Source organism: Streptomyces sp. NPDC057474, from assembly GCF_042802555.1.
Lineage (GTDB): Bacteria > Actinomycetota > Actinomycetes > Streptomycetales > Streptomycetaceae > Streptomyces.
In genome coordinates this window covers 93,242-110,373 of sequence record NZ_JBHVDX010000004.1, presented here as the reverse complement: position 1 = coordinate 110,373, position 17,132 = coordinate 93,242, and the positions used below count along the sequence as shown (strand labels likewise).

Sequence of the window (17,132 nt, the reverse complement as noted above, 5' to 3'; positions counted from 1 at the left end):
GTCTTTTGCTGTCCGCGTCCGGCCGTACGCCGCTCAGCGTGCCCGAGCCCGAGCCCGAGCCCACCGGCACGATCACCGTGGAGATCTGGCGGGACAAGGTGGAGGGGGCCCCCGCCGACGCCGCGGCCCACGCCTGGTTCAGCGACTACCTCGGCATCTCCGTGCGGCTCGTGCACCTCGACGACCCGGCGACCCGCCGCCCGATCGACCCCGAGTACGCCCGCCCCGGCGAGACCGTCAGCTTCGCCGACGGCTACCCGCTGCTGCTCACCACGCTCGCCTCCCTCGACGCGCTCAACTCGCTCGTCGCACAGGGCGACCATCCCGAAGAGGGCCCTCTCCCCATGAGCCGCTTCCGGCCGAACGTGGTCGTCGACGGCACGGACGCCTGGGCCGAGGACGACTGGCGGCGCGTCGCGATCGGCGAGGTCACCTTCCGGGTCGCCACGATGTGCGGCCGGTGCGTGGTGACCACCACCGACCAGGACACCGCCGAGCGCGGTCGTGAGCCGCTGCGCACCCTCGCCCGCCACCGCCGTTTCGGCGACAAGTTGGCCTTCGGGCAGAACCTCGTTCCGGAATCCGGGGGCACGGTACGGATCGGCGATCCCGTGCGGGTGCTCGAATAGAGAGTTCGATCTCGATGAGATCTGGGCGGTCCTGATGGCACCCGCTCCCCCACTTGAAAATTCAATCTCCTCCGATTCGGTTCGTGTACAGGGAACACAGGCCCTGGGCCCGACCGTTGGGTCTTTGTGAGAAGTGCGTGAGAAGGCCGTGGGAGGGTGATTTCGCTCTCTCTCGACCGGGACCGCGCGTGGAGGGCTCCGCCCCGGGTTATCACGGACGCGGAAGGGGGTGTGGGGCAGTGCGGGCTACCGGTGGACTACGGGCGTTCGGCGGGCTGTGGCGTTGGCGGCACAATCCGCTGCGGCGGACGACCGATCTGGTCGAGGCCTGGCTGGCGTTCGCGGCTCTCGTACTGATCCTCGTTGCCGCGCCCCTGATCGGCGCCGTCGTCGGCACCACCGCCCAGGGCGCCCTGCAGCAGTCCGTGCGCGACCAGCAGGAGACCCGGCACCGGGTGACGGCCACCGTCGTCAAGAAGGTCGACGGCTCCCCGCTGGACCCGGATCCGGAAACCGCCACGACCCGCGACCGGCAGAGCCGCGTGGTCGCCGACTGGACCGGCCCGGACGGCTCCGACCGGCACGGCACGGTCATGGCCAACCTCAAGGCCCCGCAGCCCGGTGACCACTTCACGCTGTGGACGGACGGCCAGGGCCGAATAGTGGGCCGCCCCCTGGACACCGCCACCGCGACGACCCACGCCGTGCTGGCCGGATTCGGAGCCACCGTGCTCGCCGCGGGGCTCGTCGAGGGCGGCAGACGACTGATCGTATGGCGCATGGTCCGCCGCCGGTACACCCGTTGGGACCAGGCATGGGACAGGGCGGGGCCGGACTGGGGCAGGACGGGCACAGGCAGCTGACCGCCTTCCCACTCCGGTCAACTCCCCCTGCCCGCGCACGCTACGGTGGACGGACCAGCCGAACTGTTCGGCATCGACCCGCGTTCCACGAGGTGGGGGCACAGCAACGCCATGGCACAGGGCACGGTCCAGGTGACGCACACCGGTACATCGCGGTGGCGGCGCCGTACAGGTGAGTACGCATCGCTCGCCGCGGCCCTGGAGGCCGCAAGCGACGGCGATGTGCTCATCGTCGCTCCCGGCACGTACCGGGAGAACCTCGTCGTGCAGCGGGGGGTTACGCTGCGCGGCCCGGAGGGCTCGCCCGGCTCGGTCCGTATCGCGCCCGTGGACGGGGTGCCGCTGACCGTGTCCGCCTCGGCCGTGGTGCAGGACCTGCACGTGGAGGGCCAGGACGCGGCGGCGCCCGCGCTGCTCGTCGAGGACGGCACACCTGAGCTCCTGGACCTGCGGATCGTCACGCGTTCCGCGGCCGGCATCGAGGTGCGCGGCGGCGCCCGACCCACGGTCCGGCGCTGCACGGTCGACAATCCGGCCGGGATCGGCATCGCCGTGGTCGACGGCGGCGGTGGCGTGTTCGAGGAGTGCGAGGTCGTGGCCGCCGGCCAGGCCGGTGTCGCGGTGCGCGGCGGTGGCCATCCGCGTCTGGAGCGGTGCCGGGTGCACCACACCTCGGGCTCGGGACTGACGGCGACCGGGGAGAACTCCGCCCTGGAGGCGGTCGGTTGCGAGGTCTACGAGGTCCGCGGCAGCGGCGTGCAGATCACCGGCCGGGCCACGGCCCATCTCACCGACTGCGATGTGCACCGTACGACGGCCGACGGGGTCACCCTCGACACGGACGCCGTGCTCACCCTCGCGGACTGCCGTATCCACGACATCCCGGAGAACGCGGTGGACCTCCGCTCGCGCTCCGTCCTCACCCTGACCCGCACGTCGGTACGGCAGTTCGGGCGCAACGGGCTGTCGGTGTGGGACCCGGGCACGCGTGTGGACGCCAACCAGTGCGAGATCTTCGACAGCACCGGCGACTACCCGGCCGTCTGGGTCAGCGACGGCGCGACGGCGGTGCTGGAGTCCTGCCGGGTGCATGACGTACCGGACGCGCTGTTCGTGCTGGACCGGGGCTCGCGCGCGGACGTCGTCGACAGCGACCTGTCGCAGGTGCGGAACACGGCGGTGTCCGTGAGCGACGGAGCGACCGCGCAGCTCGACGACTGCCGCATCCGGGACGCCGCCACGGGCGCCTGGTTCCGTGACCACGGCAGCGGCGGCACGCTCAACGGCTGCACCGTGGACGGCACACAGACCGGTGTGATCGTCACCAAGGGCGCCGACCCGACCATCGAGCGCTGCACGGTGACCTCGCCCGCCGAGGCGGGCTTCTATGTCTCGGCCGGCGGCCGCGGCAGCTTCCTCAACTGCCGGGTGACGGGCAGCGGCGGCTACGGCTTCCACATCATCGACGGTTGCCGGGCGACGCTGCGCAAGTGCCGTACGGAGCGCTGCGCGCGCGGTGGTTACGAGTTCGCGGACGGCGGGCCCGGCACCGCGGGCGGCGGTCCCGTGGTCGAGGACTGCACGAGTGACGAGAGCGCCGGGGTACGGCCCCCGGCCCCGCCGGAGGCCGCGACCCAGACCACGGCCCAGTCGCCCGGCCTGCTGGGCTCGATCCCGGGCCAGCGCACCACCGAGCAGCCGCCGGCCGTCGCGCCCGCCGTGGAACCGGAGACGTCGGCGCGGGCCTCGAAGGCCGTGCTCGGTGAACTGGACGCACTGGTCGGCCTGGACAGCGTCAAGCGCGAGGTCCGCGCCCTCACCGACATGATCGAGGTGGGCCGTCGCCGCCAGCAGGCCGGCCTCAAGGCGGCGTCCGTCAAACGGCACCTGGTGTTCACGGGCTCCCCCGGCACCGGCAAGACGACGGTCGCCCGCCTCTACGGCGAGATCCTGGCCTCGCTCGGCGTCCTGGAGAAGGGGCATCTCGTCGAGGTGTCCCGCGTGGACCTGGTCGGCGAGCACATCGGCTCCACGGCGATCCGCACCCAGGAGGCCTTCGAACGAGCCCGTGGCGGTGTGCTGTTCATCGACGAGGCGTACGCGCTGTCGCCGGAGGACTCGGGCCGGGACTTCGGCAAAGAGGCCATCGACACGCTGGTGAAGCTGATGGAGGACCACCGCGACGCCGTGGTGGTGATCGTCGCGGGCTACACGGCCGAGATGGAGCGCTTCCTCACCGTCAACCCCGGTGTGGCGTCCCGCTTCTCACGAACCATCACCTTCGACGACTACGTCCCCGACGAGCTGCTGCGCATCGTGGAGCAGCAGGCCGACGAGCACGAGTACCGGCTGGCGCCGGGCGCGGGCGAGGCGCTGCTGACGTACTTCACGGCGATCCCCAAGGGCCCGGCCTTCGGCAACGGCCGTACGGCGCGGCAGACCTTCGAGGCGATGGTGGAGCGTCACGCGAGCCGGGTGGCCCAGGTCGCCGAACCGAGCACGGACGACCTGACGTTGCTCTACGCGGAGGACCTGCCGGAGCTGTCGTAGCGGGCGTTCCTGGGGTGAACCCCCGGGGGATACCCCCACCACAGGTGTACTGTCGGCCGGATGGGCCCGGAGCGATCCGGCGGACAGCATGATCCCCATGACGATTCGCACCCGACGAGCACTGGTCCTGGCCCTCTCCGTCTCGGCCGCCGCCACCGCGCTGACCGCCGTCACCGGCCCGGCGGCCGCCACGGCGACCCCCTCCTCCCCCACCCTCACCTGGCGCCCCTGCGCCCAGCCCGAAGGCCCCGCCGGTCAGGAGTGCGCGGAGCTGCCCGTACCGGTCGACCACCGAGACCCGGAGGGCCCGCAACTCACGCTCGCCGTCTCCCGGCTGCGCAGCGAGAACCCCGAGGCGCGGCGCGGCACGCTGCTGGTGATCCCGGGCGGACCGGGCGGCTCCGGCGTCAAACGGCTGACCCAGCAGGGAAAAGCCCTGCGGCGGGAACTCGGCGACACGTACGACATCGTCAGCCTCGACCCGCGCGGTGCGGGCGGCAGTACGCGGGCGAGCTGTGGGCTACCCGCCGCCGACCGGCACCTGGTGACCCTGCGGTCCTGGCCGGCGCCCGACGGCGACATCACCGAGAACGTGGCACGGTCCCGGCGTACCGCCGAGGCCTGCGCGACGAACGGCGGGGCGGTGCTGCGCAGCCTCACCACCGCCAACGAGGTACGGGACATCGACCGCTTCCGGCAGGCCCTGGGCGAGGAGCGGCTGTCGGCGTACGGGGTGTCGTACGGGACCTATGTGGGCGCCGTCTACGCGCAGAAGTACCCGGAGCGGACCGACCGTTGGGTGCTGGACAGCAATGACGACCCGAACCCCCGGCTGGTCGCGCGGGGCTGGCTGGCGAGCATGGCGCGGGGCGCGGAGGAACGGTTCCCGGACTTCGCGGCCTGGGCCGCGGACCCGGCACAGGAAGCGAAGGGCCTGCGTCTCGCCGAACGGCCGGAGGACGTACGGCCGTTGTTCCTGTCCCTGGCCGCCGAACTGGACCGTGCGCCGAGGGCGACTACCACCAACGGTGTCCCCCTGACCGGCAACCGGCTGCGGCAGGCGCTCCAGAACGCCCTGTACACCGACGACTCGTTCGACGAACTGGCCCGGCTGATACGGCAGGTCATGGACCCCAAGGCGACGCCGGTCCTGACACCCGACGTGGCCGGACCGATGAGCGACGAGGAGGCGGCCGTGGTCATGGCGGTGGTCTGCAACGATGTGCGCTGGCCCGCGTCGGTGGGCGCGTACGAGCGGGCCGTGGCCGACAGCCGGGTGCGGTATCCGCTCACGGCCGGGATGCCGGTGAACATCACGCCGTGTTCCTTCTGGAAGAACAAGCCGGTGGAGAAGCCGACCCGGATCACCGGCGACGGGCCGTCCAACATCCTCATGCTCCAGCATCGGCGGGACCCGGCCACCCCTTACTCCGGCGCCCTGAACCTGCGGGCCGCGCTGGGCGACCGGGCCCGGCTCGTCACGCTGGAGAGCGGCGGGCACGGCGCGTATCTCGGGACGGGGAACGCGTGCGGCGACCGTGCGGTGACGACCTTCCTCCTCACGGGACAGCGTCCGGAGCGGGACGTGTCCTGCCCGGACGAATGACAGAGGTCGCGGGCACGCTGTGGGACGGGACCCGGGCCGACCGTGCACTAGGACGTGCGTGGCCCGGGCAGCTCCGGGCCGATGCGCGCCAGCAGTTGTTGTCGCTCATGGGCGAAGGCCGGGTCCGCCTGGTAGTCGGAGTGGCCGAGGATCGGGGCGGGCAGCGGGTGGGCGCCGGTGCGGCCGTAGGCGAGCGGGTCCTGGAAGGGCTCGGCGTCGACCTGCGGCGCGCATCCGCCGGTCAGGTGCACCGGGCCGCCTATGGGGTCGGTGAGGCGGTACAGATTGCGCCAGCAGTCGACCTCGCGATGCAGGGAGGCCAGCGGCTCGGGGCCGAAGTGGGCGGGGAACCAGCGCCCGTACAACCGCTCCAGCGGTGAGCCGTAGGTGAGCAGCGCGACCCGCTTGCGGACCGACGGAGTCAACTGCCAGGCGGCGGCCGCCGCGAGGACGCTGCCCTGGGAGTGTCCGGAGATCACGAGCCGGCCGCCCGTGGTGCGGGTCCAGGTGGCCATGCGCCAGGTCAGGTCGGGTACGGCCCGCTCGGCGTAACAGGGCGGTGCGAACGGGTGTGCGGCACGCGGCCAGAACGTGCCCACGTCCCAGAGGACGCCGATCGTGCGGCGCGCGGAGGCGTCCTTGTAGGCCCGGCGCCCCCAGGTGACGAACAGGAGGAACCCCACGCCGATCAGCCAGGACCCCAACGTCTGCGCGGTCTGGGCGGCGCCCGCGACGAAGTCGTACGAGTCGTGCGTCGCCTTCGCCGGTGTCTCGCGCGTCGTCAGGGCGCCGGTCAGGGCTCCGGCGCCGAGGAGCAGGGTCACGGTGGAGGTGATGCCGATGATGCGGGGAGCCCGGTCGGTGAGCGCCGCCATGGCCCGGGTGCGGGCGATGCGGCGAGTGCGGCCGGCGTCCTGGGACTCCTGCTCCTCGTTCGGTCGTTCCTCGTTCGGTCGTTCCTCCGTCAAGTCGTACTCCCGCTCCACCGCCGCCGTCTCCGCTCGCCGTAGAACCCAGGTGCGGCGGGCCAGCCAGCCGAGGAGGCCGAGGAAGATCAGGAGGAGGGGCGGGATGACGGAGGCCTGCCAGGTGAGGAGGACAGGTGGGCCGGGGAGGGCGTCGTCGGTGCCGCCCAGCCAGTCGGCGACGCGTTGGGCGACGCCGGCGGACATCACGCCGCCGAGAGCGCAGGCGAGCATCGCGACGGCGGGGCCGGCCAGACCGTACATGGCGGTGCGCGGGTCGGGGCGGGAGCGGTACAGGGTGTGGGCGACCACGCCGAGCGCGATGACGAGCAGGCCCTGTACCAGGGTGATCCCGCCGAAGGCCATGTCGCCCGGCAGCCGCCCCGCCGACCGCCAGCCGGGGCGTGACCACCCGGCGTACACCATGGCCAGGACGAGCAGGGCGATGGAACAGGCGGGCAGACTGCGTACCAGGTGCTCGTCCAGTTCCTTGTCGAGGCGCCGCTCGCTGCGGCCCCGGCGGCACACCACCCACACCACGACGACGGCGAGCAGGACGAGTGCCGCGTTCAGCAGCCAGCCGAGAAGCTCCAGGACGGCGGGGCCACCCGCTCGGCGGTCGTGGCCAGCCGCGGACGTACCGACGGCCGCCGCGACCGTCAGGAAGCCGGCCGCCACGTGGGCGGCACGCAGCCTGGCCACGAGGCGGCGCCCGTACCAGAAGCCGGGCCGGCCGAGAGCGACGCGTGCCGTGTCCTCGACGTCGGTTGCGATGCGTGGCGCCTTCTCGTCGTCGGGACGGGCGTCGTCACGGTCCATGGGGCGCTGGGACTCGTACTCGCTCCAGGTGCGGTGGGAGAGGTACCACAGCAGGCCGGTCAGCGCGGTGGGCACCAGGGCCGCCAGGGCGAGACGGCGACCGGGTTGGCTCCACCAGCCGTCGTCGGTGCCGGCCGGGGAGAGGAAGCCCAGCCAGGTGTGCGCCTGCGCGCACGCGCGTGCGCCCGCGCACTGCCAGGCGGTCAGGTCGAGGGCGACCTCACAGGCCGCCGCGACGAGCAGCACGGTCAGGGTCAGGCCGGCCAGCCGGACGAGGAGGCCGTAGAGACGTACCGTCCGTCGGCGGTTGCGGGTGGTGGGGCGCATCCAGTGGGCGAGGTTGACGACCATGAACGGCAGCAGCAACAGCCACAGGGCGCGGGAGCCGTTGCCGGAGGTGAGGTTGCACCACACGTAGGCCTCGGGGACGGGCTCGCCGCGGTGGTCGGCGGGCCGTTTCTCCGCGTCGGCGTCGTCGATGCGCCGGAAGACGGCGGCCGTGTCGTCGCCGGTGATCCGGACGGTGCGCGGATCGTCCAGCATGCGTTCGGGGGTGGTTCCGCCGACGCCGTGGACGAGGAGTTCGAGGGCGGTACCGTCCGTCGTGGACCGGCCGGATTCCGGGTGCTCCTCCGCCTCGATGGGTTCCGGATGTTCCCTGGGTTCCGTATGTGTCGTATGTTCCCTCGCACGATCCACTGTTCCGCTTCCCCCGTGATGCGCCGCAAGTCAGATGTGATGTGCAGGCACTGATGATCGCCGCTGAGCGGGCCTCGTACACCTGTGGTCACCGAATCTCCTCGATCCGTGTGATAGTGGCGGGCGCGAGGAACGGAGCGTGACGTGCACGTGACTGTGCAGGTAGTGGCGTCACCGGTGGTGGGGCGTGCGAATATGGGACGTCCTCGGGACCGGGGACAGGGGGAATGTCCTCGTCGGAGGGGGTATGGAAGGCGTGTCGGGCGTGATGGGGCGAGAGGACCGGAGCGGGCGTGAGTGAGAACCAGAACCTCCTCGCGGAGCAGCGCCGAGCCCTGATCCTCGACGAGGTACGACGGCGGGGCGGGGTCCGGGTCAACGAGCTGACTCGCAGACTCGGCGTGTCGGACATGACGGTGCGCCGCGATCTGGACGCGCTCGCCCGCCAGGGCGCGGTGGAGAAGGTGCACGGCGGCGCGGTGCCGGTGGCCGAGGCGAGCACGCACGAGCCGGGCTTCGAGGCGAAGTCCGGGCTGGAGCTGAGCGCCAAGGAGGACATCGCGCGGGCCGCCGCGGCGCTGGTCGCTCCGGGTTCGGCGATCGCCCTGTCGGGCGGCACGACGACGTACGCGCTGGCGCACCGGCTCGTGGACGTGCCGGATCTGACCGTGGTCACCAACTCGGTGCGGGTCGCCGATGTCTTCCATGCCGCGCAGCGCACGTCCGGCCCCCGCCAGGGGGCGGCGACCGTCGTGCTCACCGGTGGGGTGCGGACGCCGTCCGACTCGCTCGTGGGGCCGGTGGCCGATCAGGCGATCGCGGCGCTCCACTTCGATGTGCTGTTCCTCGGTGTGCACGGGATATCGGTCGAGGCGGGGCTGTCCACGCCGAATCTGGCGGAGGCCGAGACGAACCGGCGGCTCGTGCAGTCGGCGCGGCGGGTCGTGGTGGTGGCCGACCACACCAAGTGGGGGACGGTGGGGTTGAGTTCGTTCGCGGCGTTGGAGCAGGTGGACACGTTGGTGACCGATGCGGGGCTGGCTGCGCAGGCTCGGGCCGAGATCGCGGAGCATCTGCGGCGGTTGGTGGTGGCCGGGGAGGACTCCGACGACAGCGGCGATATCTGAGCGCCGTATGGACTGAGGACGACTTGAGGCTTCGCGTCGGTCGTGGCTGGTCGCGCAGTTCCCCGCTCCCCTGAAGGGGCACGGCCGTACCCGGCAGCGAAAAGGGGGCTCTCAGTCCGTCCACACGCCCGTGGCCAGCAGCCTCTCGATCGCTGCCGCGTACGGCGCGATGTCCAGGCCCTGAACCCTCAGCCACTCGTCCGAGTAGTACTTGTCGAGGTAGCGGTCGCCCGGGTCGCAGAGCAGGGTCACCACACTCCCCTGGCGGCCCTCGGCGACCATCTCGGCGATGATCTTGAGGGCGCTCCACAGGCCCGTGCCGGTGGAGCCGCCGGCCTTGCGGCCGATGGCGTTCTCCAGGGCGCGTACGGCGGCGACGCTGGCGGCGTCGGGGACCTTCATCATGCGGTCGACGGCGCCGGGGACGAAGCTGGGCTCCATGCGGGGGCGGCCGATGCCCTCGATGCGGGAGCCGCAGTCGCAGGTGACGTGGGGGTCTTGCGTGGTCCAGCCCTCGAAGAAACAGGAGTTCTCGGGGTCGGCGACACAGATACGGGTGTCGTACTGCATGTAGTGGACGTAGCGGGCGATGGTCGCGGAGGTGCCGCCGGTGCCGGCGGTGGCGACGATCCAGGCGGGCTCGGGGAAGCGCTCCAACCGGAGCTGGCGGAAGACGGATTCGGCGATGTTGTTGTTGCCGCGCCAGTCCGTGGCCCGCTCGGCGTAGGTGAACTGGTCCATGTAGTGCCCGCCGGTCTCCACCGCGAGGCGGGCCGACTCCTCGTACATCTTCCGTGAGTCGTCCAAGAAGTGGCAGCGACCGCCGTGGAACTCGATCAGGCGGATCTTCTCGGCGCTGGTCGTGCGGGGCATGACGGCGATGAAGGGGACGCCGATCAGTTTGGCGAAGTACGCCTCGGAGACCGCTGTGGAGCCGCTGGAGGCCTCGATGACGGGGCGGCCCGGCCGGATCCAGCCGTTGCACAGCCCGTAGAGGAAGAGGGAGCGGGCGAGGCGGTGCTTGAGGCTGCCGGTGGGGTGGGTCGACTCGTCCTTGAGATACAGGTCGATGCCCCATCTCTCGGGCAGCGGGAAGCGCAGCAGATGGGTGTCGGCGGAGCGGTTGGCGTCGGCCTGGACCTTGCGGACGGCTTCTTTGAGCCAGGTCCGGTACTCGGTGTCGCTGTGATCGACGTCGAGGGTCGCGCCCGGACGGGTGGGGTGGGGGGTGCTCACGGCGTGCTCCTCACGCATTGTGCCGACGGCGGATCGCGGCGTCGGACATCCCGATGATAAACACCTTCCGCACGCTTCTCACCTGCATAAACATCCCTTTGAGCCCCTCAAAGGCACTCCTGTGGCGAGGATGCGCGGGGCGCATGGGGGGCGCATGCCGCGCGTGCGCCGGAACCCCGCCCCCGACCAACCGTGCGCACTGGTGCTCGACGCGGGGGACGTGCAGACTTCACCGCACGGGCCGAGTCGACGCCACCGGGGCCGCCCAGGGGAAAGCGACCTCGGGCACACTGGATCACGGTCCGCGACGGATCACACGACAGAGGACAGCCGAAGCGCACTAGGGGGCGGGGTACATGGCCGAGCCGGAGTTCACGGCCACGGGCGTGCGGATCGGAAAGAGGCTGCGGCAACTCACCCGGGCGGGGCAGGTCCGGATCGAAGACGGCCGGCTGCAGTTGCTGACCAGTTACGGCAGCGAGATCGACAGCGCCCCGGTGCAGGCGGTGCGCGCATCGAAGCCCTGGTTCGCGAACGAGGACCGGGCGTTGGCCGACGTCAACGGCACCCGCTACACGCTCACGCTGAACGAGCACGACCCGGCTCCGGGGAAGCCCGGTCCGCCCTCGGCGCGCCGTTTCATAGAGGCGGTGCGCAGGGCCGCGGGACGCAACGGCTGACGAACCGCGAGTTGCGGGACCGGACCCCCTGGGTCACTCTGGTCTCACGTCACTCTGGGTTTACCGGCGATAACGCTGCGAACCAGCTCGCCGGCCACGTCAGTGGGCGGCGGCCGTAGGCAGCCACCCCACGAGCAGGCGGCAGCCCCGGCTTCCGCCCACACCAGGCGGCAGTCATAGGCGGCCGCACCACAGCAGGCGGCGTTTTTCGCCCAGCCACCTCGCTGGATCCGTACTCCGATCTTCTTCCGGACTCAATTCGGGGAGTCGCAGCCGTGATCAGCCAGCAAAGCAGGCACTGCACGGTGGAGCTCCAAGCCCTGCCGTCGCGGATCGGCCAGGTCCGCAGAATCGTATCTGCGCAATTGCGCTACTGGCATCTGGATCCGTTGATAGAGCGGGCCGCACTCGGGGTGACCGAGCTGCTGTCCAACGTCCACCGGCACGCGGAGCCGGACAAGATGTGCACCGTGGAGATGGAGTTGCTCCTCGGCCGGCTGACGGTCTCGGTGCACGACAACGACCCCCGCCTCCCGGTCGTCCAGGACGCGGAGCCCTTCGCCACCTGCGGCCGCGGTCTCGCGATGGTCGCCGCGGTGAGCGAGAGCTGGGGTGTGCGGCCGCACGGCGAGTCGGGGAAGGTCGTGTGGTTCACGCTGCCGGCGTCCTCGGCGGCGGTGCCGAAGATCTCGCCGTACGACACCGGGCTGACGCTCGACGCCGGACAGCCGTACGACACCGGACGCAGGCCCGCCGCACGTGGGCGCAGGTCCGAACACGCTCCCGCCCGGTCGGCCGTCGCAGGCTGACCGGGCGGTGACCATCCCGTCGTACGCCGGCGTGGGTTCGTAGGCCGGCCGGTCCCTCACTCGGCGGCGACGGCACGCAAGGACGTCCAGGCGTGCCGCCCGCCGGGCCGGGCGCAGTCCCGCGAGGGCTCCGGCCGCGAGGCCCACGAGCGCCACGACCACGAGTTGCAGCGGTTGTAGCGGTGGCAGCGCGAAGTCGGAGGCACTGTCGCTCCCGCCGTCGGAGCCCTTGCCGAGGACCCAGCCGGGGAAGGCGCCGAGGCCGAGGCCGCCCACCGTGCCGAACGCGGCTGTCCGACGGCCCGGAACACGTCCAGTTCGCGGGTGCGCTCGTGGATCGCGAGGGTCAGCGTGTTGGCGATGCCGAACAGTGCGATCAGTACGGCGAGCGCCGACAGCGCGTAGACGAAGGGTGAGCACCATGTCGGTGCCGACGTCCTGGGTGCGGTGCGGGCCCCGGCGGCGCGGGTGATGACGTAGTCGCCCGCCGGTCGTCGAGCGCGCCCAGCTCGGTGCCGCCGGTGTGGGCCGTCCCGGAGGTGAGGCCGTCGAGGCCGGCCGCGCGGTGCATCAGGGTGGACTGCCGTAGCCCGAGGGCCCCATGATCGCGGGTGAGGCGGCCGGCCGGGAAGCCGACGCTCACCCCGCCCAGGGCCCTCACCGCCGTGTCGCCGGAGCCGTACACCTTCGGCGTGCTGGACGCGGGCGGCCATGACGGTCGTGGCGGTCGTGGCGCGGTGGTCATACCGCACCGCCCTTGCCCGCCGGGCCGAACCGCTCGTCCAGGACGGACAGCCGTGTACTTCCGAGACGCTTCGAGGCTTTCGCCGGGAGGGGTGCGGGTCGCCGTACGGCCAGCGGCAGTCGGTGTACCTCCTCCGAAGTGCGCGGCGTTCCAGTTCCTGTAACTTCCTGTAACTACTAGTATGTACAGTAGAGGCATGAGCACCCCGGAGCGTCTGATCGAGTCCACCCGTGAGCTGCTGTGGGAGCGCGGTTATGTGGGCACCAGCCCCAAGGCCATCCTGGAGCGCTCGGGTACGGGGCAGGGCAGCATGTACCACCATTTCAAGGGGAAGCCGGATCTCGCCCTGGCCGCGATCCGGCGGACGGCCGAGCAGTTGCGGGCTACGGCCGAGGGAGTACTCGACGGGCCGGGCTCCCCGTACGAGCGTGTCGAGGCGTATCTGCGGCGTGAGCGCGACGTCCTGCGCGGCTGTCCCGTCGGGCGGCTCACGATGGACCCGGACGTCATCGCGAGCGACGAGCTGCGGGCGCCGGTGGACGAGACGCTCGACTGGCTGCGCGAACGCCTCGCCGGAATCGTCGAAGAAGGCAAGGAGAAGGGGCAGTTCGCGCAGGAGCTGGACGCGGAGGAGATCGCCGCGACGATCGTGGCGACGGTCCAAGGCGGTTACGTCCTGGCCCGCGCGTCGGGCTCACCGGCGGCCTTCGACGCGGGCGTCCGGGGGCTGCTCGCCCTGCTCCGGCCCACGCGCCTTTCCCGGTAGGCCACGTGTCGAATCGACAGTCCCCTGGAGGTAGTTGATGCACGCCACGCAGTACGAGATCACCCTGCCCGCCGACTACGACATGGCGGTCATCCGTCGCCGCGTGGCAAGTCGAGGGCACGCGCTCGACGCCTGGGAGGGCCTCGGTCTCAAGGCCTATCTGATGCGCGAGCGGGGTGTGCACGGCTCGCCGGTGAACCAGTACGCGCCGTTCTACCTGTGGAACAGCGTGGAGGGCATGAACGCCTTCCTCTGGGGTGGCGGCTTCCAGGGCATCGTCGACGACTTCGGGCGTCCGCCGGCCCGCCAGTGGACGGGGCTGGCCTACGAGGCGGGCGGCGTCGTCGGCTCCCCCGCGCGGGTGGCGGTGCGGGGGCGGCGGCCGGTGCCGGGCGGCGTGCGGTTGGGCGAGATCGTCGAGGACGCGGTGCGTGAGACCGGGCGGCTCGCCTCGCTGGACGGGGCGGTGCTCGCGGCGGCGGCCGTGGACACCAGCCGTTGGGAGATCGTCCACTTCTCGGTCTGGGACCACGACGCGCCCAAGGCCGAGGGCGAGGTCTTCCAGGTGCTGCACATGAGCACTCCCGAACGGGACCGGCTGCCACGGGGCCGGCAGTGGTGAAGCGCCTGTGGCCCGATCGTGTTGATCTCTGACCCGCAGGCTGCTTTCGGCCACGCGCGGGGCGCCGAGGATGGGAAGTGACAGGTCACGGCACCCCCGATCCGAGGAAAGGCCCCGCACATGGCACTGGAGATGCGCGACCGCTGCGAGCGGTGCGAGACGACGCCCCTGCCCGCCGACGCCCCGGCCCGCATCTGCTCCTACGAGTGCACGTTCTGTGTGCCCTGCGGCGAGGCCATGCGCGAGATCTGTCCCAACTGTGGCGGGGAGTTGGTGGCCAGACCTCGCCGCCGGGCGGCCGCGTAGTCGTCAGACCTCAGGCCTCAGGCCTCAGGCCTCAGGCCTCAGGCGTCAGGCGTCAGGCGTCAGGCGTCAGGCGTCAGGCGTCAGGCCACGAAGATGTCCACCGACGGCCGGAGCTTCGCCGCCGAGGTCAGGGCCTCGTGGACGGGATGTGTGTCGAAGGACGCCAACAGGGCCCGGTCGGCGGGGAGTTCGGCAGCCGGGTAGGCGATCTGTTCGTAGGCGGTCTGGAAGCGGGGCCCCCAGCGGCGGGCGCCGAGGCGGGCCGTACGGGAGCAGTTGTCGACCATGTACGCCACGTCGCGGGCGTGCATGTAGGGCAGGAGGGAGTCGACGGCCTCGATGACGGACTCGTTGACGATCTCCGACCAGGGGTGGCCGCGTTCGGCGAACTCGTCGATCTGGGCGGTCATGGTGGCGACGAAGACGCCGGCGGTGAACGGGTCCACGGGCAGGTCGCGTTCGCTTCGGCGGGCGTGTGCCCGGTCGCTCACGGACCACATCGGTGAGCCGCCGATCCCGCTCATCGGGCGGGTGCCGAGGCGGCGTTCGGCCAGGATGACGCTGCGCAGTTCGGTGCCGTCGGCGACCTCGTCGTAGATCTCCGCGACGATCTCGCGGGCGGGCCCGTACGTGGCCGTGTAGGCGCGGTCGAAGACGTCCCGGCCGGCCGCGTCCAGGCCCCCGCGCACCGCGCGGAGTCCGGTGTGGGAGATGGTGCGGGCGATCGGGCCGGTGATGTTCTCGCAGGAGCGCTCGTACGCGGTCACCTCGTCGACCCCGGCGAGCCGGTGGCGGGTGTACAGGCTCTCGACGATGCCGTGGACGGCGCCGAGCAGGATGGCGCGCTCGCCGACGATGTCGGAGAGGTACTCGCTCTCCAGGGTGGTACGGAAGGTGTACGGGGAGCCGAGGGCGACTGACCAGGCGAGGGCCCGGTCGCCGGCGAGGCCGTCGGGGTCGGCGTGGACGGCGTAACTGCTGTTGATCCCGGCGCCGTTGATCTCGGCGCCCTGCTCGTACAGGCGGCGGACCGAGTCGCCCATGCCCTTCGGGCAGACGGCGATGACTCCGTGGCCGGGCGGGAAGTCGCCGCCGGTCGCTCGGAGGTGGCCGAGGAGGAAGCCGTGGGAGAGGCCGATGGTGGCTCCGGGCTTCAGGACGGCGAAGATCTCCTCGTGGTGGGCGGCCAGGGCCGCGTCCGCGATCAGGAGGATGACGAGGTCGCTGTCGGCGGTGACGGCGAGCCAGTCGCCGAGGGTGCCGTCCGTCTCGGTGAAGCCGTGGGCACGGGCGTCGGTGACCGAGGCGGAGCCGGGGCGCAGTCCGACGGCGACGGTGATGCCGGTGCCGGAAAGGGAGTCGCGCAGGTTGCGGGCCTGGGCCCTGCCCTGCGGTCCCCAGCCGATGACACCGATGCGGCGGACCCCGGCGAGTGCCTGTGGCAGCAGCGGAAAGAGGTGCCGGCCGCCGCGCAGGATGGTCTCGGTGCCGCCGGGCACGTCCATGGTTTCGAGGGCGAAGACAGTGGAGGTGGTCATGGAGGAGTTGTAGGGTCCGGGCGAGTGTTGCGGCAAGCGCAACCTTTGCAGCGGAGTGTTGCAGATAACGAAAGATCCAGGTGGGCGGACATGCGGGACGATCATCGCGAGCTGCGGCTGTTCCTTCATCTGGCCCGGACGCTGAACTTCGGCCGGACCAGCCTGGACTGCCATGTCAGCCCGGCGACCCTCACCCGTACTGTGCAGCGGCTGGAGTCCGACCTCGGGCACCGGCTCTTCGACCGCGGGCCGAGGGGCGTCTCGCTGACGGCTGAGGGGCATCGCTTCCGTGAATACGCCGTGCGGGCACTGGAGTTGTGGCGCGCGTACCGCGAGGAGCATCCGGATCCGGCCCAACTCACCGGGCGGCTGGCCGTCTTCGCGACGGTGACCGCGTGTCAGGCGCTGCTGCCGGAGCTGTTGACACCGTTCCGTGCGGCCCATCCGCAGGTCCGCCTCGATCTGCGCACGGGTGACGCGGCTGCCGCGCTGGCCCGGCTGGACGAGGGCGAGGTGGATGTGGCGGTCGCGGGCATCCCGGCGCGGCTGCCGGAGCCGTTGGTGAGCCGGACGGTGGCGACGACGGACCTGGTGTTCGTGACCGCGCGCGACCGCCCGGACCCCGGCCTCGACGGCCCCTTCGTCCTCCCCCACCGCGGCCTGGTCCGCGACGCCGCCGACCGATGGTTCCGCTCCCACGGCACCGCACCCGACCTGGCGGCCGAGCCGGAGGGCCACGAGGCTCTGTTGACCCTCGTCGCACTGGGCTGCGGCACCGGCGTGGTCCCCCGCCTGGTGCTCGACCACAGCGCCGTGCGCGACCGGCTCAGGCCGATCCCCACCGACACGCCGCCCGAGCCGTTCCCGATCGGGCTGTGTGTCCGACGGGCGGATCTACGGCGGCCACAGGTGGCGGCGTTGTGGAGTCTCACGGCGGAGTTAACCTCCTGATCACCTCGGAGACAACTCTCGTACCCCCAAAAGCAGTTATCCATTTCCCACCCCCGCAATATTCGGAATTATTGCTTTCACTTTTCGTCGACGGCACAACCATCGTCGAGCGGTAAGCCTCTAATTCGGCGAATCGATGAAGCGCGGAGAATGACGGGGTCTTACGAAAATGAAGTGGGTCGCTCAACGGAACTCGGTGCGCCGAGCGGACAGGGACAGGG

14 protein-coding genes and 2 pseudogenes are annotated in these 17,132 nt (G+C 71.4%); 11 read left to right on the top strand and 5 right to left on the bottom strand.

The features are described 5' to 3' along the window. The 4 genes from ACFU53_RS02130 to ACFU53_RS02115 form a co-directional block, all read left to right on the top strand. Positions 1-629: MOSC domain-containing protein (locus tag ACFU53_RS02130; protein WP_383985045.1), on the top strand; the 629-nt coding region annotated here is incomplete at its 5' end. Positions 630-868: 239 nt separating this feature from the next. Next, on the top strand, positions 869-1,492 hold the full coding sequence (locus ACFU53_RS02125) for a hypothetical protein (protein ID WP_383985042.1): 624 nt from the start codon (positions 869-871) through the stop codon (positions 1,490-1,492). Between the two features lie 111 nt (positions 1,493-1,603). Further along, on the top strand, positions 1,604-4,042 hold the full coding sequence (locus tag ACFU53_RS02120; RefSeq protein WP_383985039.1) for a right-handed parallel beta-helix repeat-containing protein: 2,439 nt from the start codon (positions 1,604-1,606) through the stop codon (positions 4,040-4,042). Between the two features lie 97 nt (positions 4,043-4,139). Continuing rightward, positions 4,140-5,648: an alpha/beta hydrolase gene (locus ACFU53_RS02115; protein ID WP_383985036.1), complete on the top strand. Its 1,509-nt coding sequence runs from the start codon at positions 4,140-4,142 to the stop codon at positions 5,646-5,648. A gap of 47 nt (positions 5,649-5,695) precedes the next feature. On the opposite strand, the gene ACFU53_RS02110 is transcribed toward ACFU53_RS02115, so the two are convergent. Further along, on the bottom strand, positions 5,696-8,131 hold the full coding sequence (locus tag ACFU53_RS02110; protein WP_383985033.1) for a hypothetical protein: 2,436 nt from the start codon (positions 8,129-8,131) through the stop codon (positions 5,696-5,698). Positions 8,132-8,424: 293 nt separating this feature from the next. Between ACFU53_RS02110 and ACFU53_RS02105 the strand changes: the two genes are divergently transcribed. Continuing rightward, positions 8,425-9,258 carry a DeoR/GlpR family DNA-binding transcription regulator gene (locus tag ACFU53_RS02105; RefSeq protein ID WP_383985030.1) on the top strand — a complete coding sequence of 278 codons (834 nt, stop codon included), beginning with the start codon at positions 8,425-8,427 and terminating at the stop codon, positions 9,256-9,258. A gap of 111 nt (positions 9,259-9,369) precedes the next feature. Here the strand turns inward: ACFU53_RS02105 and ACFU53_RS02100 are convergent, their stop codons facing one another. Beyond that, positions 9,370-10,494, bottom strand: coding sequence for a PLP-dependent cysteine synthase family protein (locus ACFU53_RS02100; protein ID WP_383985028.1), 1,125 nt, complete (start codon positions 10,492-10,494; stop codon positions 9,370-9,372). Between the two features lie 356 nt (positions 10,495-10,850). On the opposite strand from ACFU53_RS02100, the gene ACFU53_RS02095 reads away from it, so the two are divergent. Both ACFU53_RS02095 and ACFU53_RS02090 read left to right on the top strand, forming a co-directional pair. Further along, a complete protein-coding gene (locus tag ACFU53_RS02095; RefSeq protein ID WP_383985025.1) occupies positions 10,851-11,174 on the top strand; it encodes a hypothetical protein in 324 nt (107 codons plus the stop codon). A 275-nt stretch (positions 11,175-11,449) separates the two neighbouring features. Beyond that, positions 11,450-11,983, top strand: a complete 534-nt coding sequence (locus ACFU53_RS02090) for an ATP-binding protein (protein ID WP_383985022.1) — start codon at positions 11,450-11,452, stop codon at positions 11,981-11,983. A gap of 56 nt (positions 11,984-12,039) precedes the next feature. Here the strand turns inward: ACFU53_RS02090 and ACFU53_RS02085 are convergent. Next, positions 12,040-12,415, bottom strand: a pseudogene (locus tag ACFU53_RS02085) (ABC transporter substrate-binding protein); the annotation flags it as partial. A 46-nt stretch (positions 12,416-12,461) separates the two neighbouring features. Beyond that, a pseudogene (locus ACFU53_RS02080) lies at positions 12,462-12,696 on the bottom strand (ABC transporter ATP-binding protein); the annotation flags it as partial. A 228-nt stretch (positions 12,697-12,924) separates the two neighbouring features. On the opposite strand from ACFU53_RS02080, the gene ACFU53_RS02075 reads away from it, so the two are divergent. The 3 genes from ACFU53_RS02075 to ACFU53_RS02065 all read left to right on the top strand — a co-directional run bounded on the left by ACFU53_RS02075 (position 12,925) and on the right by ACFU53_RS02065 (position 14,422). Next, positions 12,925-13,494, top strand: coding sequence for a TetR/AcrR family transcriptional regulator (locus tag ACFU53_RS02075; protein ID WP_383985020.1), 570 nt, complete (start codon positions 12,925-12,927; stop codon positions 13,492-13,494). 37 nt (positions 13,495-13,531) lie between these two features. Then, complete coding sequence (locus ACFU53_RS02070; protein ID WP_383985017.1) at positions 13,532-14,116, top strand: DUF4865 family protein; 585 nt, start codon at positions 13,532-13,534, stop codon at positions 14,114-14,116. 120 nt (positions 14,117-14,236) lie between these two features. Next, on the top strand, positions 14,237-14,422 hold the full coding sequence (locus ACFU53_RS02065) for a DUF1272 domain-containing protein (RefSeq protein WP_383985014.1): 186 nt from the start codon (positions 14,237-14,239) through the stop codon (positions 14,420-14,422). A gap of 80 nt (positions 14,423-14,502) precedes the next feature. On the opposite strand, the gene ACFU53_RS02060 is transcribed toward ACFU53_RS02065, so the two are convergent. After that, positions 14,503-15,960 carry a ketol-acid reductoisomerase gene (locus ACFU53_RS02060; protein WP_383985010.1) on the bottom strand — a complete coding sequence of 486 codons (1,458 nt, stop codon included), beginning with the start codon at positions 15,958-15,960 and terminating at the stop codon, positions 14,503-14,505. A gap of 90 nt (positions 15,961-16,050) precedes the next feature. On the opposite strand from ACFU53_RS02060, the gene ilvY reads away from it, so the two are divergent. Further along, positions 16,051-16,911, top strand: a complete 861-nt coding sequence (gene ilvY / locus ACFU53_RS02055; protein ID WP_383985006.1) for an HTH-type transcriptional activator IlvY — start codon at positions 16,051-16,053, stop codon at positions 16,909-16,911. Positions 16,912-17,132 lie beyond the last annotated feature (221 nt).